This window comes from Klebsiella sp. NPDC088457 (assembly GCF_044900465.1).
GTDB lineage: Bacteria > Pseudomonadota > Gammaproteobacteria > Enterobacterales > Enterobacteriaceae > Klebsiella.
In genome coordinates, this window is sequence record NZ_JBJDNH010000034.1 from 1 (window position 1) to 15,820 (window position 15,820).

Genomic DNA, 15,820 nt, shown 5'->3' on the forward strand with positions numbered 1-15,820 from the left:
CCTCGCACTCACGAAATTATCGACCTGAAAGAGAGCATCGCTGAGTTGGAGACCATCCGTGCAGCAGCCGAAAAACTGGTCCGCTGCAAAGGTCGTTATCACAGCGAGCTGAACTATCGCGCACTGGCGGCGCTGTTCGGCGTGAATACTCCAGACCTGCCGCCGCTGGAACATGAGAATGTCCATTATGCCGACGCTGCAGAGATGGAGATTGCCGCACTGCGCCAGCGCATCGCCGAGCTTGAGTTCATCCGTACCAGTGCTGACAAAGTGCAGCGCGAGTTTGCAGAGGAGCTGGGTTGCGCTGGCGACAACGAGTCTATTTTGCAAGCCATTGAAGACCTGAAGGTACAAAGCAACACCTCGCTCGAACTGAAGCAGGCAGCATTAGCTGATAATGCCCATCTCAAGCTTGAACTGGGAATACTGGAGTCCAGCCACAAAAAACTCCAGGAAGGCATGGCGGCGATTTACAACGCTATTTGCGCTGATGGTGCCAGCACATCAGTAAGTGCAATTCTCACATTCGTTAAGCGCGCCCACGCAGAATCCGCCGCCGCTGGCATCAAGGTGGAGGCTGAGTGATGGCACTGACAAAAAAACAGCGCTCTGAGCTGCGTATGAAATTTGGCGGTCGCTGCGCTTACTGTGGCTGTGAGCTTGGCGATAAATGGCACGCTGACCACGTTGAAGCTGTGCGCAGAAATATCAGTAAGGGTTACGCGATGGACAGGCCTGAAAACGACACCATCAATAATATGGTGCCAGCCTGTATTCCCTGCAACCTGTTCAAAATGTGCAGCACCGTTGATGACTTTCGCAGCCGCATCGCGACTCAGGTTGATGTGACGCGCCGGGCGTCGAGAAGTTACCGCACTGCGGAATCGTTCGGGCTGGTCCAGCCGACTAACGCGCCGGTAGTGTTCTGGTTCGAAAAATATCAGGCAGAAGGAGCCAACCAATGACCAGCAAATTAACCCGACTCACTGACGAAGAATTGGCAGAACTTGCGTTTTATGCTGGCGAGTCAACGTGCCATCCGGACCAGAATTACCAGATTGGATTTGAAAGTCTGGCAACCGGTAGCGCTGTTCTGAGTATCGTGCGTGAGCTACAGGAACGCCGCAAGGCCGAGAAGGACAGCGAGCCGGCGGCGTGGACTTGGCAACATCTCGACCAGTGGCATGTCACTAATGACGAGGAGCGCGCACGAGATTTGGCGTGGGATTGCGTCAAGGTTATGCCGCTCTATCGCCACGCGCAGCCAGCGCCAGCAAGCGAGCCGGTATTTTTCATTGAGGTAGAGGGAGACGACTGGATAAACGCGGGGAGGATTGAAGGGAAAAATCGCCCGGATTTAGTCCTGCTACCGGACGGGATTAATTACCTCTACACCGCCCCGCAGCCAGCGCCGGTAGTGCCGGATGCCGCGACTGCAATACGTGCGTGCCTATCTGAGTTCCCCGAAAGCGTCCGCGATATCGTTGAGGAATGCGCAGATATTGCTGAAAGCGCCTGCCGCGCCGCCACGCTACAGGTTGGCAACTATCCGGTAATTCCGGATGGTTATGTGATGGTGCCGAAGGAGCCGACAGCGGAAATGATAGCCGCAGCTATGAACTGCGACGATGTGGAGTTCAATAGCGACGAAACATTCTGCGTTAATTTCGACAACATCTACGCCGCAATGGTCGAAGCCGCCCCGCAGGAGGTGAAAGGTGAATAAGGTCGAACTGCTTGAGAAGATATCGGCGCTCGCTACTGAATGCCACACGCTGGCCTGTGAGCTTGATATTGGTGATGAGCGCACGGAGGCTTTCGAAATCTATGAAGTTCTGAGGCGCGTTCAGCGCAGTGGCGCAGCTGGCGAAATGCTGGCTGCAACTAACCCGCTGCTATGCCCGGGAATTGTGGATGATGCGGAGTGGACGGATATCGACGACGAGGATGACGACTGATGCCCAGCAAACTAAAACGGCGCCGATGGCGGCGGATGCGAGAGGACTTGGCCTGGTATAAAGCAGAAGCCAATGACTGGAAAACCATTGCCTTTGAGCATGCTGCTGAACTATCAGTTCTTCGCCGGCATCCGATTCACATACCGCTGCCAGTACTTGTTCCTGTTGAAATTATTAACCAACTAAATAGAGGTAAACACATAGATCACCCATTATGTAAAACCTGCAATGACGGCCTCCGAGGTGGGTGTTCGTCTTGTGCATATAACGTGAGATAACCGGGTGCAGCCGGTGTATGGAGATCCTGTCATGGCAAAACTAATGAAAGCGAGTCAATGGGGAAAACGCGAATTTACCAAAGACTCTATTCCGGATAATCGAACCATTAAACGTTGGGTCGAAAATGGCCTCCTCACAGGAAAAATCGTCGACGGCTCTGTTTTCGTCTTCGAGTCTGAAAAATGGGGGGTCGACTCGATGGTTAATCATGCGGTTCGCCAACTTATCAATGAGGGTTAACCATGGCAGCCAGGCCAAGAAAAAGAGAATACCGCCATCTACCTGATTATCTAATATTTGATAAAGAGCGCGGCGTTTATAAATTCACCTTAATTACTGGGAAGAAAAAGAACATCGGGAAAGATCGGGCTGTGGCCATTGCTATTGCGCGCGAATACAACCTCAGAATGCGGCAGGTAAATGTTCCGTCAGTTGAATTGCTTATTCGCGATTCTGGCGGTGTGTCGGGTGAGGCTAAACCATTTGCCGAGCACGTTGATCACATCATGGCGCGTGCGATCGAAAATGAACGTCCGTCGCAAAATACGCTCGATGACTGGAACAATGATGCACTGAGGGTGAAAGAATTCTTTAGCAACATACCGGCTTGCGATATTGAGCTGGAGCATGTGAACGCATATATAAACCATTACCATTCCGATGCATCGGCGAACGTACAAAACAGGAAAGTTAGCTTCCTTAAAAAGCTATTCTCCTATGCGATCGATGAATCATTGATGTTCGATAACCCTGCCAGCCGTAAAAAAATGCGCAGAACTGAGGAGAAAAAACGTCAGCGACTGTCACTAAATAACTTTATAGCCATCAGGCGTGCAGCCGAACCATGGCTACGCACCGCGATGGATTTAGCATTGCAGACAACACACGCTCGCCTTGAGGTTTCGCGAATCCGTTACTCTATAAGTGAACCCAAAGACGGCATCTGCGGATGTGTATGGTTGGCTAAGCCGGAAAATGGGATTTATGGCACTCTGTACATACATCGCCAGAAAGTACAGAAGAAAGAGGCCTCGCATGTCGCAATCCCGATCGGGGAAGAGTTGAAGCGGATTATTGACGAAAGCCGCGATAACGTGGCCAGCCCATTTATTGTTCACCGGATTCCAGAACGGCAGGTTAAACGTAGTAAAGAGGTTTCACACCCAACACAGGTTGCACCGGATTATCTTAGCCGGTCCTTTTCCGCTGTGCGCGACAAACTAGGTGTATGCGACAAACTGGCGATGGACGAAAGACCAACCTTTCACGAAATCCGAGCGCTTGCCGCTCACCTTTTCGATCAACAGGGCATCGATCCTCAAGGACGAATGGCACACAGCGATGCTAAGTCGACCAAAATTTACACGCAAAACCATATTGATTGGGTTCTAGTGCCCCATGGAGAAATCAAGGCAGGGTAACATGACATTTACACCCATATAAATCGGCTCTAAATTTCATATATAGAGAGAAATTTTACAATGATATAAGGAACAAAACGCCCCTCAAGGGGCGTTAATTATGATGCTTTGCTTTTTGCCATTTCTTCACATCTTTGCAAAAGTTTTTCAGCTGTTCTTACAGCAACATTTGCCTCAAGCTCTTCAACAGTCACTTCTAACCGGTAATCGCAAATTATTCGCTGATCTTTTAATGACTGTAATGCATAACCTAAAGCCATTAATGTTGTTTTTGGATATGCTTCAGCGCCATCTTTCCAAGCCATTGTTGAAAGGTAGTCAATCAATCCTTGATGATTGTCTTTAGGCCCATGTTTCATATAGGGAAGCACATGATGGTATGCACCATAGTACGCCCTAGCAATAGCATTCCTATAACCAATTTCATCTTTACGCGATGAACAATCCTTCGCGAAGCTGATAAAGTCATTACTAGTTACAGGCATTTGCATCTCCCTGAGTACCGCGATACCAAACACTGAATCTTTTACCTGCCAAGCTTTCATTTTCGGCAAGAGAAAAAGCTATATCAATATTCATATCAGCAATAAGATCAACATCATCTGTTTTTAACGTTAAAATATAAGCAGCTGTTTTTTCTTCTGGCACAAAATAAAATGATATAGACGATGCACGAACACCATAATTGTCAGCGACATCAACCATTCTCTGAGTAATATCTTTGTATTCGTCTTCGGTAAGACCCGATTTATTCCTGAATTTTTCTGATTCAATCGCAATACCGTAAGCATCGTTCTTCATGGCTTCAGCGTCCTTCTCATCAGCGATTGCAATGAAACGATCTGCATAGTATAACGCAGTTTCTATATTTCCAGTAAAAAGATTAGTTTCCCACCCAAAGGTAAGCATTGTCTTAGAGCCATATTTGCTAATAAGACGCTTAACGAGATCTCGTAATTCCTTGTGTGTACCTACCTCAGACAAATAAATTGCATAATTGGTAGCATAGGTATCAACGCCACAGCTTAACGAAGACTCAAAAAACTGCACAGCATCATCTTTGTGGCCACGCGCAGCAAAAGCCAAAGCTTTCAGATAGTCTTCTGAAAAACGATCATTTAACCTGTCGATGTCTCGTAGGTACTTGCGAAAAGTAAATTCGTCGATCTTAGTCTTCGCTCTCAGTACATCTATGAGTTCACTGGCTATTTTATTTGACTTAGGAGCAGCCTTTGGCATCAATGTTTCCTTCGCTATGGATTCTTTTTGGTTGCTTCCGTGTACAGCAATCTTCTTTTGTTGGCTAAGGTTACAGCACACCAATCACAAAATCCAACATGAAATATGAATAAAGCCATATGTCAAGTATTGACTTTAACAAAAACACTATTCTATCAACAAACTGTAAGTCATTACAGTTTAGATTACTAGTAAGTCTGTGGATAACTCCATTTTACTCACATAATTGAGCCTGTCCCAAATTGTAAAAAATCTGTCGATTATGATGGGACCTATGATACGAAGGACAAATACAAGAAGAACCATGGGGAGAAACCACCCCCTAACGCATTGATGTATATAGAGCGGATTTTGCTAAAAAAGCGCTGTTTGTTTATACATACGAATACCCCCTGCCACCAGTAATGACGCGGCTCGCAGCGTTTTATAAACGGCGTCATGGGGTGTCGGGGGTCGGAGGTTCAAATCCTCTCGTGCCGACCAAATCATTCACCGGTAAGTTATTGCAACGACCGGTAACCCCTTAAGAACCCGCATTCTCTCTGAGTTTGCGGGTTTTTTAATGCCCGATTCTGCCCGGCCGCGGCGGCCAGTAATCGCCATGCCAGCCACAGGTGGCAGCCGCCATTTCGGCTGCTGACGAAGAAACTACGATCAATAGTGATTGTAAATCGAAGAATAGCTTCTATTATTCGAGCTACTTGCCTGTATACCGGAACACTGAATATGAGAGTTAATGGACTTACGAAGGGATTTTTTATCCTGATTTTGCTGATGGTCAGCCTCGCCTTTTTTAATGTTCTCTCCCCTTATTACTCCGCCATCCTGTGGGCGGCGATTCTGTCGGTGATTTTTAACCCGATTAAGAATAACCTGCGCGCCCGCCTCGGCGAGCGTAACGGTCTGGCTTCGCTGTTGACCGTGGTGATTATCTGCCTGATTGTCTTTACGCCGTTGGCGATTATTATTTCGTCGCTGGCCTTCGAACTGAACGTGGTGTACACCAAGCTTCAGCACAATGACACACAGTTCCCCGCGGTGGTAGCGAGCCTGTTTGGCCATCTCCCTGAGTGGGCCAGAAGTTTCCTCTCTGAGCATGACCTTGACAGTGCCGAGCAGATTCAGAAACAGCTCTCAGACGCTGCGCTGAAAGGCGGACAGTATCTGGCCGGCAGCGCGTTTTTGATTGGTAAGGGGACCTTTGGCTTTACCGTCAGCTTCGGCATCATGCTCTATCTGCTGTTTTTCCTGCTTAAAGATGGCCCGTATCTGGTGATGCTGTTCCTCGAGGCTCTGCCGCTGTCTAACTACGTTAAGCAGCATCTGTTCGCCAAGTTCGCCGCCGTATCGCGAGCCACCGTTAAAGGCACCGTGGCGGTGGCTCTGGCGCAGGGTATCCTGGGCGGGATTGCATTTTCTATCGCCGGGATTGATGGCAGTATTCTGTGGGGAGCCATCATGGCGTTTCTGTCGCTGATTCCGGCGGTGGGCTCGGCCATTATCTGGGTACCGGCCGCCATCTTCCTCTTCGCGACCGATCAGATATGGCAAGGGGCGTTTATCGTCGGCTTCTTCGTCGTCGTCATCGGTCTGGTAGACAACATTCTGCGCCCGCTGCTGGTGGGTAAAGATACCAAAATGCCGGATTATCTGATCCTGATCGCCACCCTTGGCGGAATGGAGATTTACGGGATCAACGGTTTTGTCATTGGTCCGCTGATCGCCGCGCTGTTTATCGCCTGCTGGAATTTGCTCTCCGGCCGCGAGCATGCCGGTAACACCGATGAGATTGATGAAGATTTTATCGAAGAAGGGAAAATCAGTCGGGATGAGTAATCTTCCGGGGGAAGCCGCCCGCTTCCCCCGAAAGACCTTCTGTTTCCATTCATGTCCCTGATAACGCCTTGTCATTCACAGGTATTGACCCGTCAGGCTGGAATCAGTGCCTCTAAAAACAACTTCGTTTGCTGATTATTAACGTTGGATCGCCGGTTTCTGTTGGTGGCAATATTCCCTCAGGGATAACCAAAAGAATCTTACGCTCAGAGAGCGCAACACGGCAGTGAATGCACGCAAATAAATCAACAAACCCAGTTAATAAGACTATGGAGTATGAAAATAATGGTAAATTATTCTTACCATTTAACTAAAGAGTGTTAGTCTTTGGCCGTTGAAGATCGATAACAAAGGATGACGAATCGTGAAAAAAATCTCTACGCTTGCTGTTTCCCTGCTGGCGGTTGCCTGCGTTTCCACCGGCGCGCTGGCCGCGGAACAGCCTCTGGAAAAGGTCGCCCCTTACCCGAAGGCCGAGAAGGGCATGAAGCGTCAGGTGATTCAGCTGCCGGAACAGCAGGACGAATCCGCCTTAAAAGTTGAGCTGATGATTGGTCAAACGCTGGAAGTCGACTGTAATCGCCATCGCCTCGGCGGCCAGCTGGAAAGCAAAACCCTGCAAGGCTGGGGCTACGATTACTACGTATTTGATAACGTGACCGCCCCGGTTTCCACGATGATGGCCTGCCCGGACGGTAAAAAAGAGCGTAAGTTCATCACCGCAGGATTAGGTGACGCCGGTATGCTGCGCTATAACAGCAAGCTGCCTATCGTGGTCTACACGCCAGCTAACGTCGAAGTGAAATACCGGATCTGGAAAGCCGACGAAACGATTGGCAATGCCGTCGAGCGCTAAGGCGAGAAGGTAAAAACCCGGCGGCCAGCGCTGCCGGGTACAACGTTTTACAGCGCGATATCCGCCATCGGCTTATCGCCGGACAGGGGTTTCAGCTCGGCGAGCGGCACCTGGTCAACCACCGCAACCGGCTCATAGTGCAGTTGCAGCACTTCACTGGTCCACGCCAGCGCCTGTTCAATCGCCGATGGATTACCATCCAGACGCAGGCCGTAGGACGGGACGATCTCTTTCAGCTTCGCCTGCCAGGCGGCTGACTGAACCTTGTCCTTAAAGACCTTCTCCAGCAGCTGCAGCATGATCGGCGCCGCCGTAGAGGCTCCCGGCGAGGCCCCCAGCAGTGCAGCAACGGTCCCTTCATCATCGCTGACGACTTCAGTACCGAGGCGCAGCACCCCTTTCTTACCGTCACGTTTGATGATTTGTACCCGCTGACCGGCCTGCCAGAGACGCCAGTCCTCTTTTCTCGCTTCAGGATAGTATTCGCGCAGCGCTTCGTGGCGATCGTTATCTTTCTGCATCACCTGGCTAATCAGGTATTTCACCAGATCGAAGTTATCCAGACCGACGTTGAGCATCGGCAGAATATTCGAGGTATTGGTTGAAGCCAGCAGATCCCACAGCGAACCGTTTTTCAGAAAGCGGGTGGAGAAGGTGGCGAACGGCCCGAACAGCACCACGCGTTTACCGTCGATAATCCGCGTATCGATATGCGGAACCGACATCGGCGGCGCGCCCACTTCAGCCTGACCGTATACCTTAGCCAGATGGTGATTAACCACTTCCGGATTTTCACAAACCAGGAACTGGCCGCCAACCGGGAAGCCGGCGTACTCTTTTGCCTGCGGAATACCGGTTTCCTGCAGCAGCGTCAGCGCAGCGCCGCCGGCGCCAATAAAGATGAATTTGGCTTTAATGACCCGCTTCTGGCGGCGGTTATCCGCATCGGCCAGCGTTACCGTCCAGCTCTTGTCGGCGTTGCGCTTAAAGCGACGCACGACGGTGCCAAGCTGTAAGGAGAAATTGTCGTGGGTCTGGAGTCCGGCAATCAGCTGACGGGTGATTTCACCGTAGTTAACGTCGGTACCAACTTCAGTGCGGGTTGCCGCCACTTTTTGCTGCGGGTCGCGCCCTTCCATAACCAGCGGCGCCCACTCTTTGATCTGCTGATGATCTTCAGAGTAGCGAATGCCGCGGAATAGCTCGCTCTGCTGCAGAGCCGCGTAGCGCGCGCGCAGGAAATTCACATTGTCTTCGCCCCACACAAAGCTCATGTGCGGCACGCTATTGATAAATGATTTCGGCTTACTGAGTATGCCGCGCGTCACCTGATGAGCCCAAAACTGACGAGAGATATGGAAGGACTCGTTGATATCGACCGCTTTATCGATATTAATCCCGCTGGCGGTTTGCGGCGTGTAGTTCAGCTCCATCAATGCCGCATGGCCGGTACCGGCATTGTTCCAGCCGTTCGAGCTTTCCTCAGCCACGCTGGACATCTGCTCGACCATGGTAATAGACCAGTCCGGCTCAAGTTCCTGCAGCCAGGTTCCCAACGTGGCGCTCATGATGCCACCGCCAATCAACAATACATCCGTCTCTTGCTCATGGCGGGTGTCGGTCCGAGGTGTCTCTGAACCAACCGCCGGAGAGCTGGGTACGGCCATCTTTTTCTTCATCGGATTTGAGCCTTACTTTACTCGCTTTTGTATTTAGCGCAGGTGAAACGATTATCGGAGATCAAGGTAACACCGAAGATCAAAAAATTAAATATTGTTTAAAATTTAAGTTGAGTTTTGAGATCTGTTATAAAAATGTTTAATAAATGTGTACGCTAAATCATATTTTGTACTGGTATAAGCACAGTTCCCGCGCTATCATCCCCTGTTTTGTGACAGACCGCACACAAGCTCAGGCTTATATATCCAGCTTTAACTAACCTGCGAATCTCTTATGCACCAGCCCTCAAACCACGTTTCGTCCTCTTCAACAGGCGCTGTTCGCCACGTATTACGTTCTCCGTCGCAGCTGACGCGGGAAACATTGGCCGGCGTGCTGACCGCCCTGGCGCTGATTCCGGAGGTTATCTCCTTTTCGGTAATTGCCGGCGTGGACCCGAAAGTCAGCCTGATCGCCTCCGTCGTCCTGTGTCTGGCGATGTCGGTGCTCGGCGGCAGGCCGGCAATGGTCACCGCCGCCGCTGGCTCGGTGGCGCTGGTGATTGGCCCGATGGTGCAGCAACACGGCGTGGGGTATATCCTGCCCGCTGTTATTCTGGCGGGTATTATTCAAATTTTGTTTGGCTTGTGCGGTATGGCCCGACTGATGCGCTTTATTCCGCAATCGGTGATGACCGGCTTCGTCAATGCGCTGGGGATCCTCATCTTCTTTGCTCAGATCCCGCATTTCTGGAGCAAGCAGCCGCTGATTCTCGGCCTGTTCGTCCTGACTCTGCTGATTGTGCTGTGGGCGCCGCGCTACATTAAAGCCGTCCCGTCGCCGCTTATCGCCATCGTCCTGTTGACCGTCTTTACCGTCACCACCGGCCAGCTGCTGCCGACCGTCGGCGATGAAGGTTCAATGGGCGGGGGATTACCTGGACTCACCGCCCTGCTGGTACCGCTCGATCGGCAAACCCTGCACATTATCTGGCCCTGCGCGTTAAGTATCGCCTTCGTCGGTCTGATGGAGTCCCTGCTGACGGCAAAGCTGGTGGATGACCTGACCCATACGCCTTCCAGCAAAGCGCGGGAGAGCGCCGGGCTGGGTATCGCCAATATTCTCGCCGGGCTGTATGGCGGGATCGCCGGCTGCGCGATGATCGGTCAAACCATCGTTAACGTGGAAATGGGGAAAGGCCGCAGCCGCGTCTCAACGATTGCCGCAGGCCTGGTACTGCTGCTGCTGGTGACCGCCCTGAGCGAGGTGATGGCGAAAATTCCGATGGTGGTGCTCGCCGGGGTGATGGTAATTGTGGCGGCAAAGACCTTTAGCTGGCATAGCATCCGTCCGGCGGAGCTGGCGCAAACCCCATGGCCGGAAACGCTGGTCATGCTGGTGACCGTCGGCGCCACGGTCGGCACCAGCAATCTGGCGATCGGCGTGCTGGCAGGCCTGGTGGTGATGGCGCTGATCCCCCGCCGTCTGCGCAACAAACCGCAGATTACATCAGAAATATCGTCGCCAGACCGAGAAAAATAAAGAAACCGCCGGTGTCGGTGATCGCGGTGATCATCACGCTGGAGCCGACCGCCGGATCGCGCCCCAGCTTGACCATCACCATCGGGATAATCACCCCCATCATCGCCGCCATCAGCAGATTCAGCATCATCGCCAGCGTCATCACCCCGCCCAGCTGCGGATCGTTATACAGCCACCAGGTGATGGCGCCCATAATGCCGCCCCACACCAGACCGTTAATCAGCGCCACGCCCATTTCACGCATAATCAAGAACGAAAAGCTGCCGGGCTGAATGTGCTGTAACGCCATGGCGCGGACGATCATGGTGATCGTCTGGTTACCGGTGTTACCGCCGATCCCGGCGACGATCGGCATCAACGAGGCGAGCGCCACCAGCTGTGAGATGGTGTGTTCGAAACCGTCGATCACCCGTGAGGCGATAAAAGCGGTACACAAATTGACCGCCAGCCACGCCCAGCGGGTTTTTACCGCTTTGCTGACCGGGGCAAAGACATCTTCATCGCTGCTTAGGCCGCCCATGCCACGCAGGTCGCTGTCCGTCTCTTCATACACCACGTCGACGATTTCGTCGATGGTCAGACGGCCCATCAGCTTACCTTCCGCATCGATCACCGCCGCGCTGAGCAGGTCATCACGTTCGAAGGTGCGCGCGACCTTTTCCGCCTCTTCGTGCGGCTGGAAGGTGACCGGATCCCCTTCCATTACCTCGCCGACCCGCTTTTGCGCGTCATTGAGCAAAATAGTCTGTAGCTCCAGCTCCCCCAACAACAGCTTATTGCGGGTGGTGACAAACAGCTTATCGGTATTCTCCGGCATTTTACCCAGCCGCCGCAGATAGCGCTGCACCGCCGCCAGCGTCATGTCCGGACGCACGATAATGACCTCGAACTCCATGATCGCCCCGACGGTATTGTCGGCATAGCGCATCATCTGGCGCACGCGCGCGCGTTTATCCGGCGGCATCGTCGCCAGCAGGCGGCCGGTCAGATTACGCGGCAGGTGCTGGACCAGATAGACCTGCTCATCGATATCCAACGTTTGTAGCGCGTCCAGCAGCTCGTGGTCGCTCATCTTATCGATGAGATCGCCCCAGACGTTTTCCGATGCCTCGAGCAGCACCTCCCCGCGTTTATCATTGGTGACCAGCTGCCAGAGCGCATTACGCCCGTCGTACGGCAGCGCTTCCAGGGCATCGGCGAGGTCCGGCGGCGGCAGGTGGGAGACCAGCACCTCGACCTCCGCCAGATCGTCTGCCAGCGTGCCGTCGTCGTAGCGTTCGGCGAGGGTCAATTTGCCTAACAATGCCGAGGTGACGGCTTTATCGGTGGCCAGCAGCCAGATCAGGCGGGCACGCTCTTCATCACGCAATCTGGCGCTTTTTTTATGCAAAACGGACATCGGTCAGGCAATCCTTGTGAAAACATGTGGCGGACCAGCAGGCCAGGTGCCATAAGCATAGCGCGGGGAGGGAGAAAAAATAACCGTCGGCGAGTTCAGACGGCGGAAAAATCGCCAGCCGCGCCTCCCGTCGACCAGGAGGCGCGAAGTATCAGGCCGTGCGTGCTACCGCATCACGGCTGGCCAGCTCGCGCTCTTCCCCGATCAGCTCCGTCAGCTGACCGCTGCGCATCTCCAGCAGGCGATCGGCATGCTGGAAGTAGTGATCGTCGTGGCTGATGGCGAAAACGGTTTTGCCCATCTGCTGCATCAGCGGCAACAGCACCTGATAAAACTCGCGGCGGAAGTGCGGGTCCTGGTCCGCAGCCCACTCATCGAGCAGGACGATATCCCGTTCCTCAGCCAGCGCCAGCAGCAGCGCTACGCGCTTCTTCTGTCCCTTCGACAGTTTCAGATCGACAATTCTGCCGTTATCCAGCTGCAGCTTATGCGTCATTTTCAGATAATCCATCCACCGGTCAACCAGCGCCGGATCGGCCGTTTTGCCGCCGGGCCCCAGCAGTTGGTCAAACAGCCAGACGTCGGTGAACACCGCCGAGAAAAGCTTGCGGTAATCCTCCGGCTTGTCCACCGCCAGCGCCTGACCATCCACGAGGATCTGCCCGGAGGCCGGCTGGTACAGCCCGGTCAGCAACATCGCCAGCGTCGATTTTCCGCTGCCGTTACCGCCAATTAAAAAGACCAGCTCGCCGCGCTGCAGGGTCAGGTTAATCGGCCCTACCGCGAAAGTATTATCCGGATACTGGAAGCAGACATCGCGCAGTTCCAGGCTTTGCCAGTGGGGATGCGCATCCGGCGACGGGAAGTCGGCGCGATAGGGCGCCAGCGAAAACCGATGCAGCTTATTGAAGGCCACCTGCGCGCTCAGCAGCGTCGGCAGCGCGCCAACCGCCGAGAGCAGCGGCGTGCGCAGGAACAGCAGGGTCAGCGAGTAGGTCGCCGCCACGGCGGTGTTGGCCCAGCCGAGACCGTTCGCCATCCAGAACACCAGCCCGATAGCGCCGAGCATCATGATATTCGACCAGTTCACCGCGCTGAGGTGGAAGGTGTCGGCGCGAATAATATGGTGACGATATTCGCGGGCATCCGGCAGATAGAGCTGGTTAAACACGTATTCGGCGCGTTCCCGGTTGAGGGTCAGCTCCTTGCGCCCTTCCAGCACCGTCTGATAGTCCTGGTACAGCCGATCCTCGGTTTCCCGCAGCGTCGCCATATGCTTATAGACGCGGGCGACCAGCACAAACCCGCCCCAGATAGTGAGCGCCATCCACAGCGCGGTGACCAGCATCATTTTTCCCGACAGCCAGGCCAGATAGGCGGCGGAGCCAAAGGTCAGGATAATCCCCTGCACCAGCTCCGGCAGGCGAACGAAAGCGATGGTGATATTACGCACGTCGCTGGTTAACCCGGCGAGCAGCGAGGCGCTGCCGATCTTCTCGACCTGTTCGATGGGGGTATCGAGGATACGCTTAATAAATTCGCCGCGCAGACGAAAAACGAAATGGTGCCCGAGAGTGGTCAGCGCCAGCTGGGAACCGAGCGTCACCACCATCAACAGCAGCAATAACCCGAGAAACTCCGGCAGCACCGTCAGCGACGTATCGACCACGGTCATCAGGCGCAGATTAATAAAAGCAATTAGCCCGATACCCAGCGCCGCGCTGAGCAGGCTCAGGGCGATGACGGAAATAAACGGCCAGCGATACTGGCGCCATACAAGAAGGAGGAGTTCCATAAACACGCAATCCGGACAAGCAAAACAGCCAGCAGTTTAAACTGCTCGCCGATGACAGCAAGAATAATTCTTATTTTTGTTCTTTAGTACCCGCATTACCCGCGAGGCGGAAAGTGAGGTTGTAACGACAGGCGCCGGTCTGCGGATGGTCCCCCTCTTTCAGCGGCTGAACGCCGTGATACACCAGGCGTGACTCCCCGCCCCAGACCACCACATCGCCGTGCTCCAGCAACACGCGCTGCAGGGGATCGCTACGCTGCAGCCCGCCAAACTGAAAGACCGCGGGCAGTCCCAGGGATACCGAAACGATAGGCGCCCGCAGATCGCGTTCATCTTTATCCTGATGCAGCGAAAGCTTCGCGCCCGGCGAGTAGCGGTTAAGCAAACAGGCATCGGGCGTAAAACCCGGGTAGCCGCAGGCGAACGCCGCCTCCGCCGCCAGTTCGCGAAATATCGCCGGCATCGCTGGCCAGCGCTGGCCGGTGAGCGGATCGTCAGGGGCATACAGGTAGCCGTGCATATCGGTGGTCCAGCCCAGGCTGCCGCAGTTGGTCATCGCCACCGACATGGTATAGCCGCCGGGCGTCACCATCTGACGAAACGGCGAACGTCCGGCCACCCGATCTATCGCCTGCAGTAAAGCCGGGGCGCGCTGATGCGCGAAGCGCCGCAGAATCGTCGCTCCCGGAGCCAGCGGCTCCTGCCAGGGCGGGGTATCGGCGAATAAATCAAGCATCACTTCTCCTCGTTCTGCGCTTCGCGCGCCAGCAGCTGCGCTTTGCGCGCCGTTCCCCAGCGGTAGCCAGAGAGCGCTCCGCCCTCACGCACCACCCGGTGACAAGGGATGACGATCGCCAGCTTATTCGCCGCACAGGCGCCGGCGACGGCCCTGACCGCACGCGGCTGGCCGATGCTCTGCGCGACCTGACGATAGCTGCGGGTTTCCCCGGCGGGAATCTGCCGCAACGCCTGCCAGACGCGCTGCTGGAAGGCGGTGCCGCGAATGTCCAGCGGTAGGTTGACCGCGTGTCGGTGATCGTCCAGATGAGCGAAAATTTGCGCCACCCGCTGATGAAACAGCCCATCGCCGGGCATCAGCCGCGCGTTGGGGAACAGGCGGCGTAGCTCATTGAGCAGCGACGGATCATCTTCCCCAGGCAACACCGCGCAGACCCCGCGTTCACTCTCCGCCACCAGGCAGCGGCCGACCGCACAGTCGCCGAAGGCATAGACAATATCGATATCCTCACCGCCGCGGCGAAACTGCCGCGCGGTCATGCCCAGCGCGGCATCCGCCTGACGGTAATAGCTGCTGCCCCCGGGGAAGCCGGCGGCCATCACCGCGGGAGTGACCTTTTCGCCCTGCCCCAGCGCATCGCGTAAACGCCGCGCGCGCCACGCCTGCTGCCAGGCCTTTGGCGTCATCCCGGTAACGGATTTGAATAAACGATGGAAATGGTAGGGGCTGATCGCCAGCTCTTCAGCCAACGCAGCCAGGGTAACGGGCGATTCCTGCTCCAGCAGGCGACAGGCCCTGGCCACTTTGTCTATCTTTTGCTGATGCGGGGCGTTTTTATCCGGCTGGCAGCGCTTGCAGGGGCGAAAACCTGCGGCAGTGGCAGCCTCAACGGTGGGGTAAAAACGCACGTTCTCCCGCAGCGCCCGCCGCGAACGGCAGGACGGGCGGCAGCAAATACCGGTAGTCAGTACGGCAAAGACGAACTGACCATCGGCGCGGACATCACGTTCGCAAACCGCCTGCCAGCGGTGGTCATCGGTATCAGCAATAATCGGTTTCATAGCGGGCTCCTGCTTTAAGTGTATCGCCAGTCTGGC

General features: G+C 54.4%; 15 protein-coding genes and 1 pseudogene. 9 read left to right on the forward strand and 7 right to left on the reverse strand.

Translation table 11 applies throughout. The features are described from left to right. From ACI2JR_RS19815 to ACI2JR_RS19840, 6 genes and pseudogenes are all read left to right on the forward strand, one after another. A pseudogene (locus ACI2JR_RS19815) lies at window positions 1–585 on the forward strand (hypothetical protein); the annotation flags it as partial. After that, window positions 585–965 (forward strand): HNH endonuclease, encoded by a 381-nt coding sequence (locus ACI2JR_RS19820; protein ID WP_462479275.1) that lies wholly within the window; start codon window positions 585–587, stop codon window positions 963–965. The pseudogene ACI2JR_RS19815 and the gene ACI2JR_RS19820, both read left to right, overlap by 1 nt. Beyond that, window positions 962–1,726, forward strand: coding sequence for a hypothetical protein (locus tag ACI2JR_RS19825; RefSeq protein WP_462479276.1), 765 nt, complete (start codon window positions 962–964; stop codon window positions 1,724–1,726). The genes ACI2JR_RS19820 and ACI2JR_RS19825 overlap by 4 nt, the downstream gene beginning before the upstream one ends. Further along, window positions 1,719–1,958, forward strand: coding sequence for a hypothetical protein (locus ACI2JR_RS19830; protein WP_462479277.1), 240 nt, complete (start codon window positions 1,719–1,721; stop codon window positions 1,956–1,958). The genes ACI2JR_RS19825 and ACI2JR_RS19830 overlap by 8 nt, the downstream gene beginning before the upstream one ends. Window positions 1,959–2,267: 309 nt before the next feature. Further along, window positions 2,268–2,477: a hypothetical protein gene (locus tag ACI2JR_RS19835; protein ID WP_064396380.1), complete on the forward strand. Its 210-nt coding sequence runs from the start codon at window positions 2,268–2,270 to the stop codon at window positions 2,475–2,477. Window positions 2,478–2,479: 2 nt separating this feature from the next. Beyond that, complete coding sequence (locus tag ACI2JR_RS19840) at window positions 2,480–3,658, forward strand: phage integrase Arm DNA-binding domain-containing protein (protein WP_462479278.1); 1,179 nt, start codon at window positions 2,480–2,482, stop codon at window positions 3,656–3,658. A 98-nt stretch (window positions 3,659–3,756) separates the two neighbouring features. On the opposite strand, the gene ACI2JR_RS19845 is transcribed toward ACI2JR_RS19840, so the two are convergent. Together ACI2JR_RS19845 and ACI2JR_RS19850 are read right to left on the reverse strand one after the other, a co-directional pair. Further along, window positions 3,757–4,143, reverse strand: a complete 387-nt coding sequence (locus ACI2JR_RS19845; RefSeq protein ID WP_462479279.1) for a hypothetical protein — start codon at window positions 4,141–4,143, stop codon at window positions 3,757–3,759. After that, on the reverse strand, window positions 4,130–4,897 hold the full coding sequence (locus ACI2JR_RS19850; RefSeq protein ID WP_462479280.1) for a hypothetical protein: 768 nt from the start codon (window positions 4,895–4,897) through the stop codon (window positions 4,130–4,132). The genes ACI2JR_RS19845 and ACI2JR_RS19850 overlap by 14 nt, the downstream gene beginning before the upstream one ends. 726 nt (window positions 4,898–5,623) lie before the next feature. Between ACI2JR_RS19850 and ACI2JR_RS19855 the strand changes: the two genes are divergently transcribed. Both ACI2JR_RS19855 and eco read left to right on the forward strand, forming a co-directional pair. Further along, complete coding sequence (locus ACI2JR_RS19855) at window positions 5,624–6,733, forward strand: AI-2E family transporter (protein WP_132725543.1); 1,110 nt, start codon at window positions 5,624–5,626, stop codon at window positions 6,731–6,733. Window positions 6,734–7,097: 364 nt separating this feature from the next. Beyond that, on the forward strand, window positions 7,098–7,589 hold the full coding sequence (eco, locus tag ACI2JR_RS19860) for a serine protease inhibitor ecotin (RefSeq protein ID WP_132725545.1): 492 nt from the start codon (window positions 7,098–7,100) through the stop codon (window positions 7,587–7,589). 47 nt (window positions 7,590–7,636) lie between these two features. Here the strand turns inward: eco and mqo are convergent, their stop codons facing one another. After that, window positions 7,637–9,268 (reverse strand): malate dehydrogenase (quinone), encoded by a 1,632-nt coding sequence (gene mqo, locus ACI2JR_RS19865; RefSeq protein ID WP_132725548.1) that lies wholly within the window; start codon window positions 9,266–9,268, stop codon window positions 7,637–7,639. Window positions 9,269–9,542: 274 nt separating this feature from the next. Between mqo and ACI2JR_RS19870 the strand changes: the two genes are divergently transcribed. Next, a complete protein-coding gene (locus ACI2JR_RS19870) occupies window positions 9,543–10,790 on the forward strand; it encodes a SulP family inorganic anion transporter (protein WP_462479282.1) in 1,248 nt (415 codons plus the stop codon). Here ACI2JR_RS19870 and mgtE read toward each other — a convergent pair. From mgtE to ada, 4 genes are all read right to left on the reverse strand, one after another. Continuing rightward, complete coding sequence (mgtE, locus tag ACI2JR_RS19875) at window positions 10,753–12,189, reverse strand: magnesium transporter (RefSeq protein ID WP_132725552.1); 1,437 nt, start codon at window positions 12,187–12,189, stop codon at window positions 10,753–10,755. The genes ACI2JR_RS19870 and mgtE overlap by 38 nt on opposite strands. Before the next feature lie 151 nt (window positions 12,190–12,340). Then, window positions 12,341–13,984 (reverse strand): multidrug ABC transporter permease/ATP-binding protein, encoded by a 1,644-nt coding sequence (locus ACI2JR_RS19880; protein WP_132725555.1) that lies wholly within the window; start codon window positions 13,982–13,984, stop codon window positions 12,341–12,343. Between the two features lie 70 nt (window positions 13,985–14,054). Beyond that, complete coding sequence (alkB, locus tag ACI2JR_RS19885) at window positions 14,055–14,720, reverse strand: DNA oxidative demethylase AlkB (protein ID WP_462479283.1); 666 nt, start codon at window positions 14,718–14,720, stop codon at window positions 14,055–14,057. Beyond that, a complete protein-coding gene (ada, locus tag ACI2JR_RS19890; RefSeq protein ID WP_462479284.1) occupies window positions 14,720–15,784 on the reverse strand; it encodes a bifunctional DNA-binding transcriptional regulator/O6-methylguanine-DNA methyltransferase Ada in 1,065 nt (354 codons plus the stop codon). Before ada ends, alkB begins: the two co-directional genes overlap by 1 nt. Window positions 15,785–15,820 lie beyond the last annotated feature (36 nt).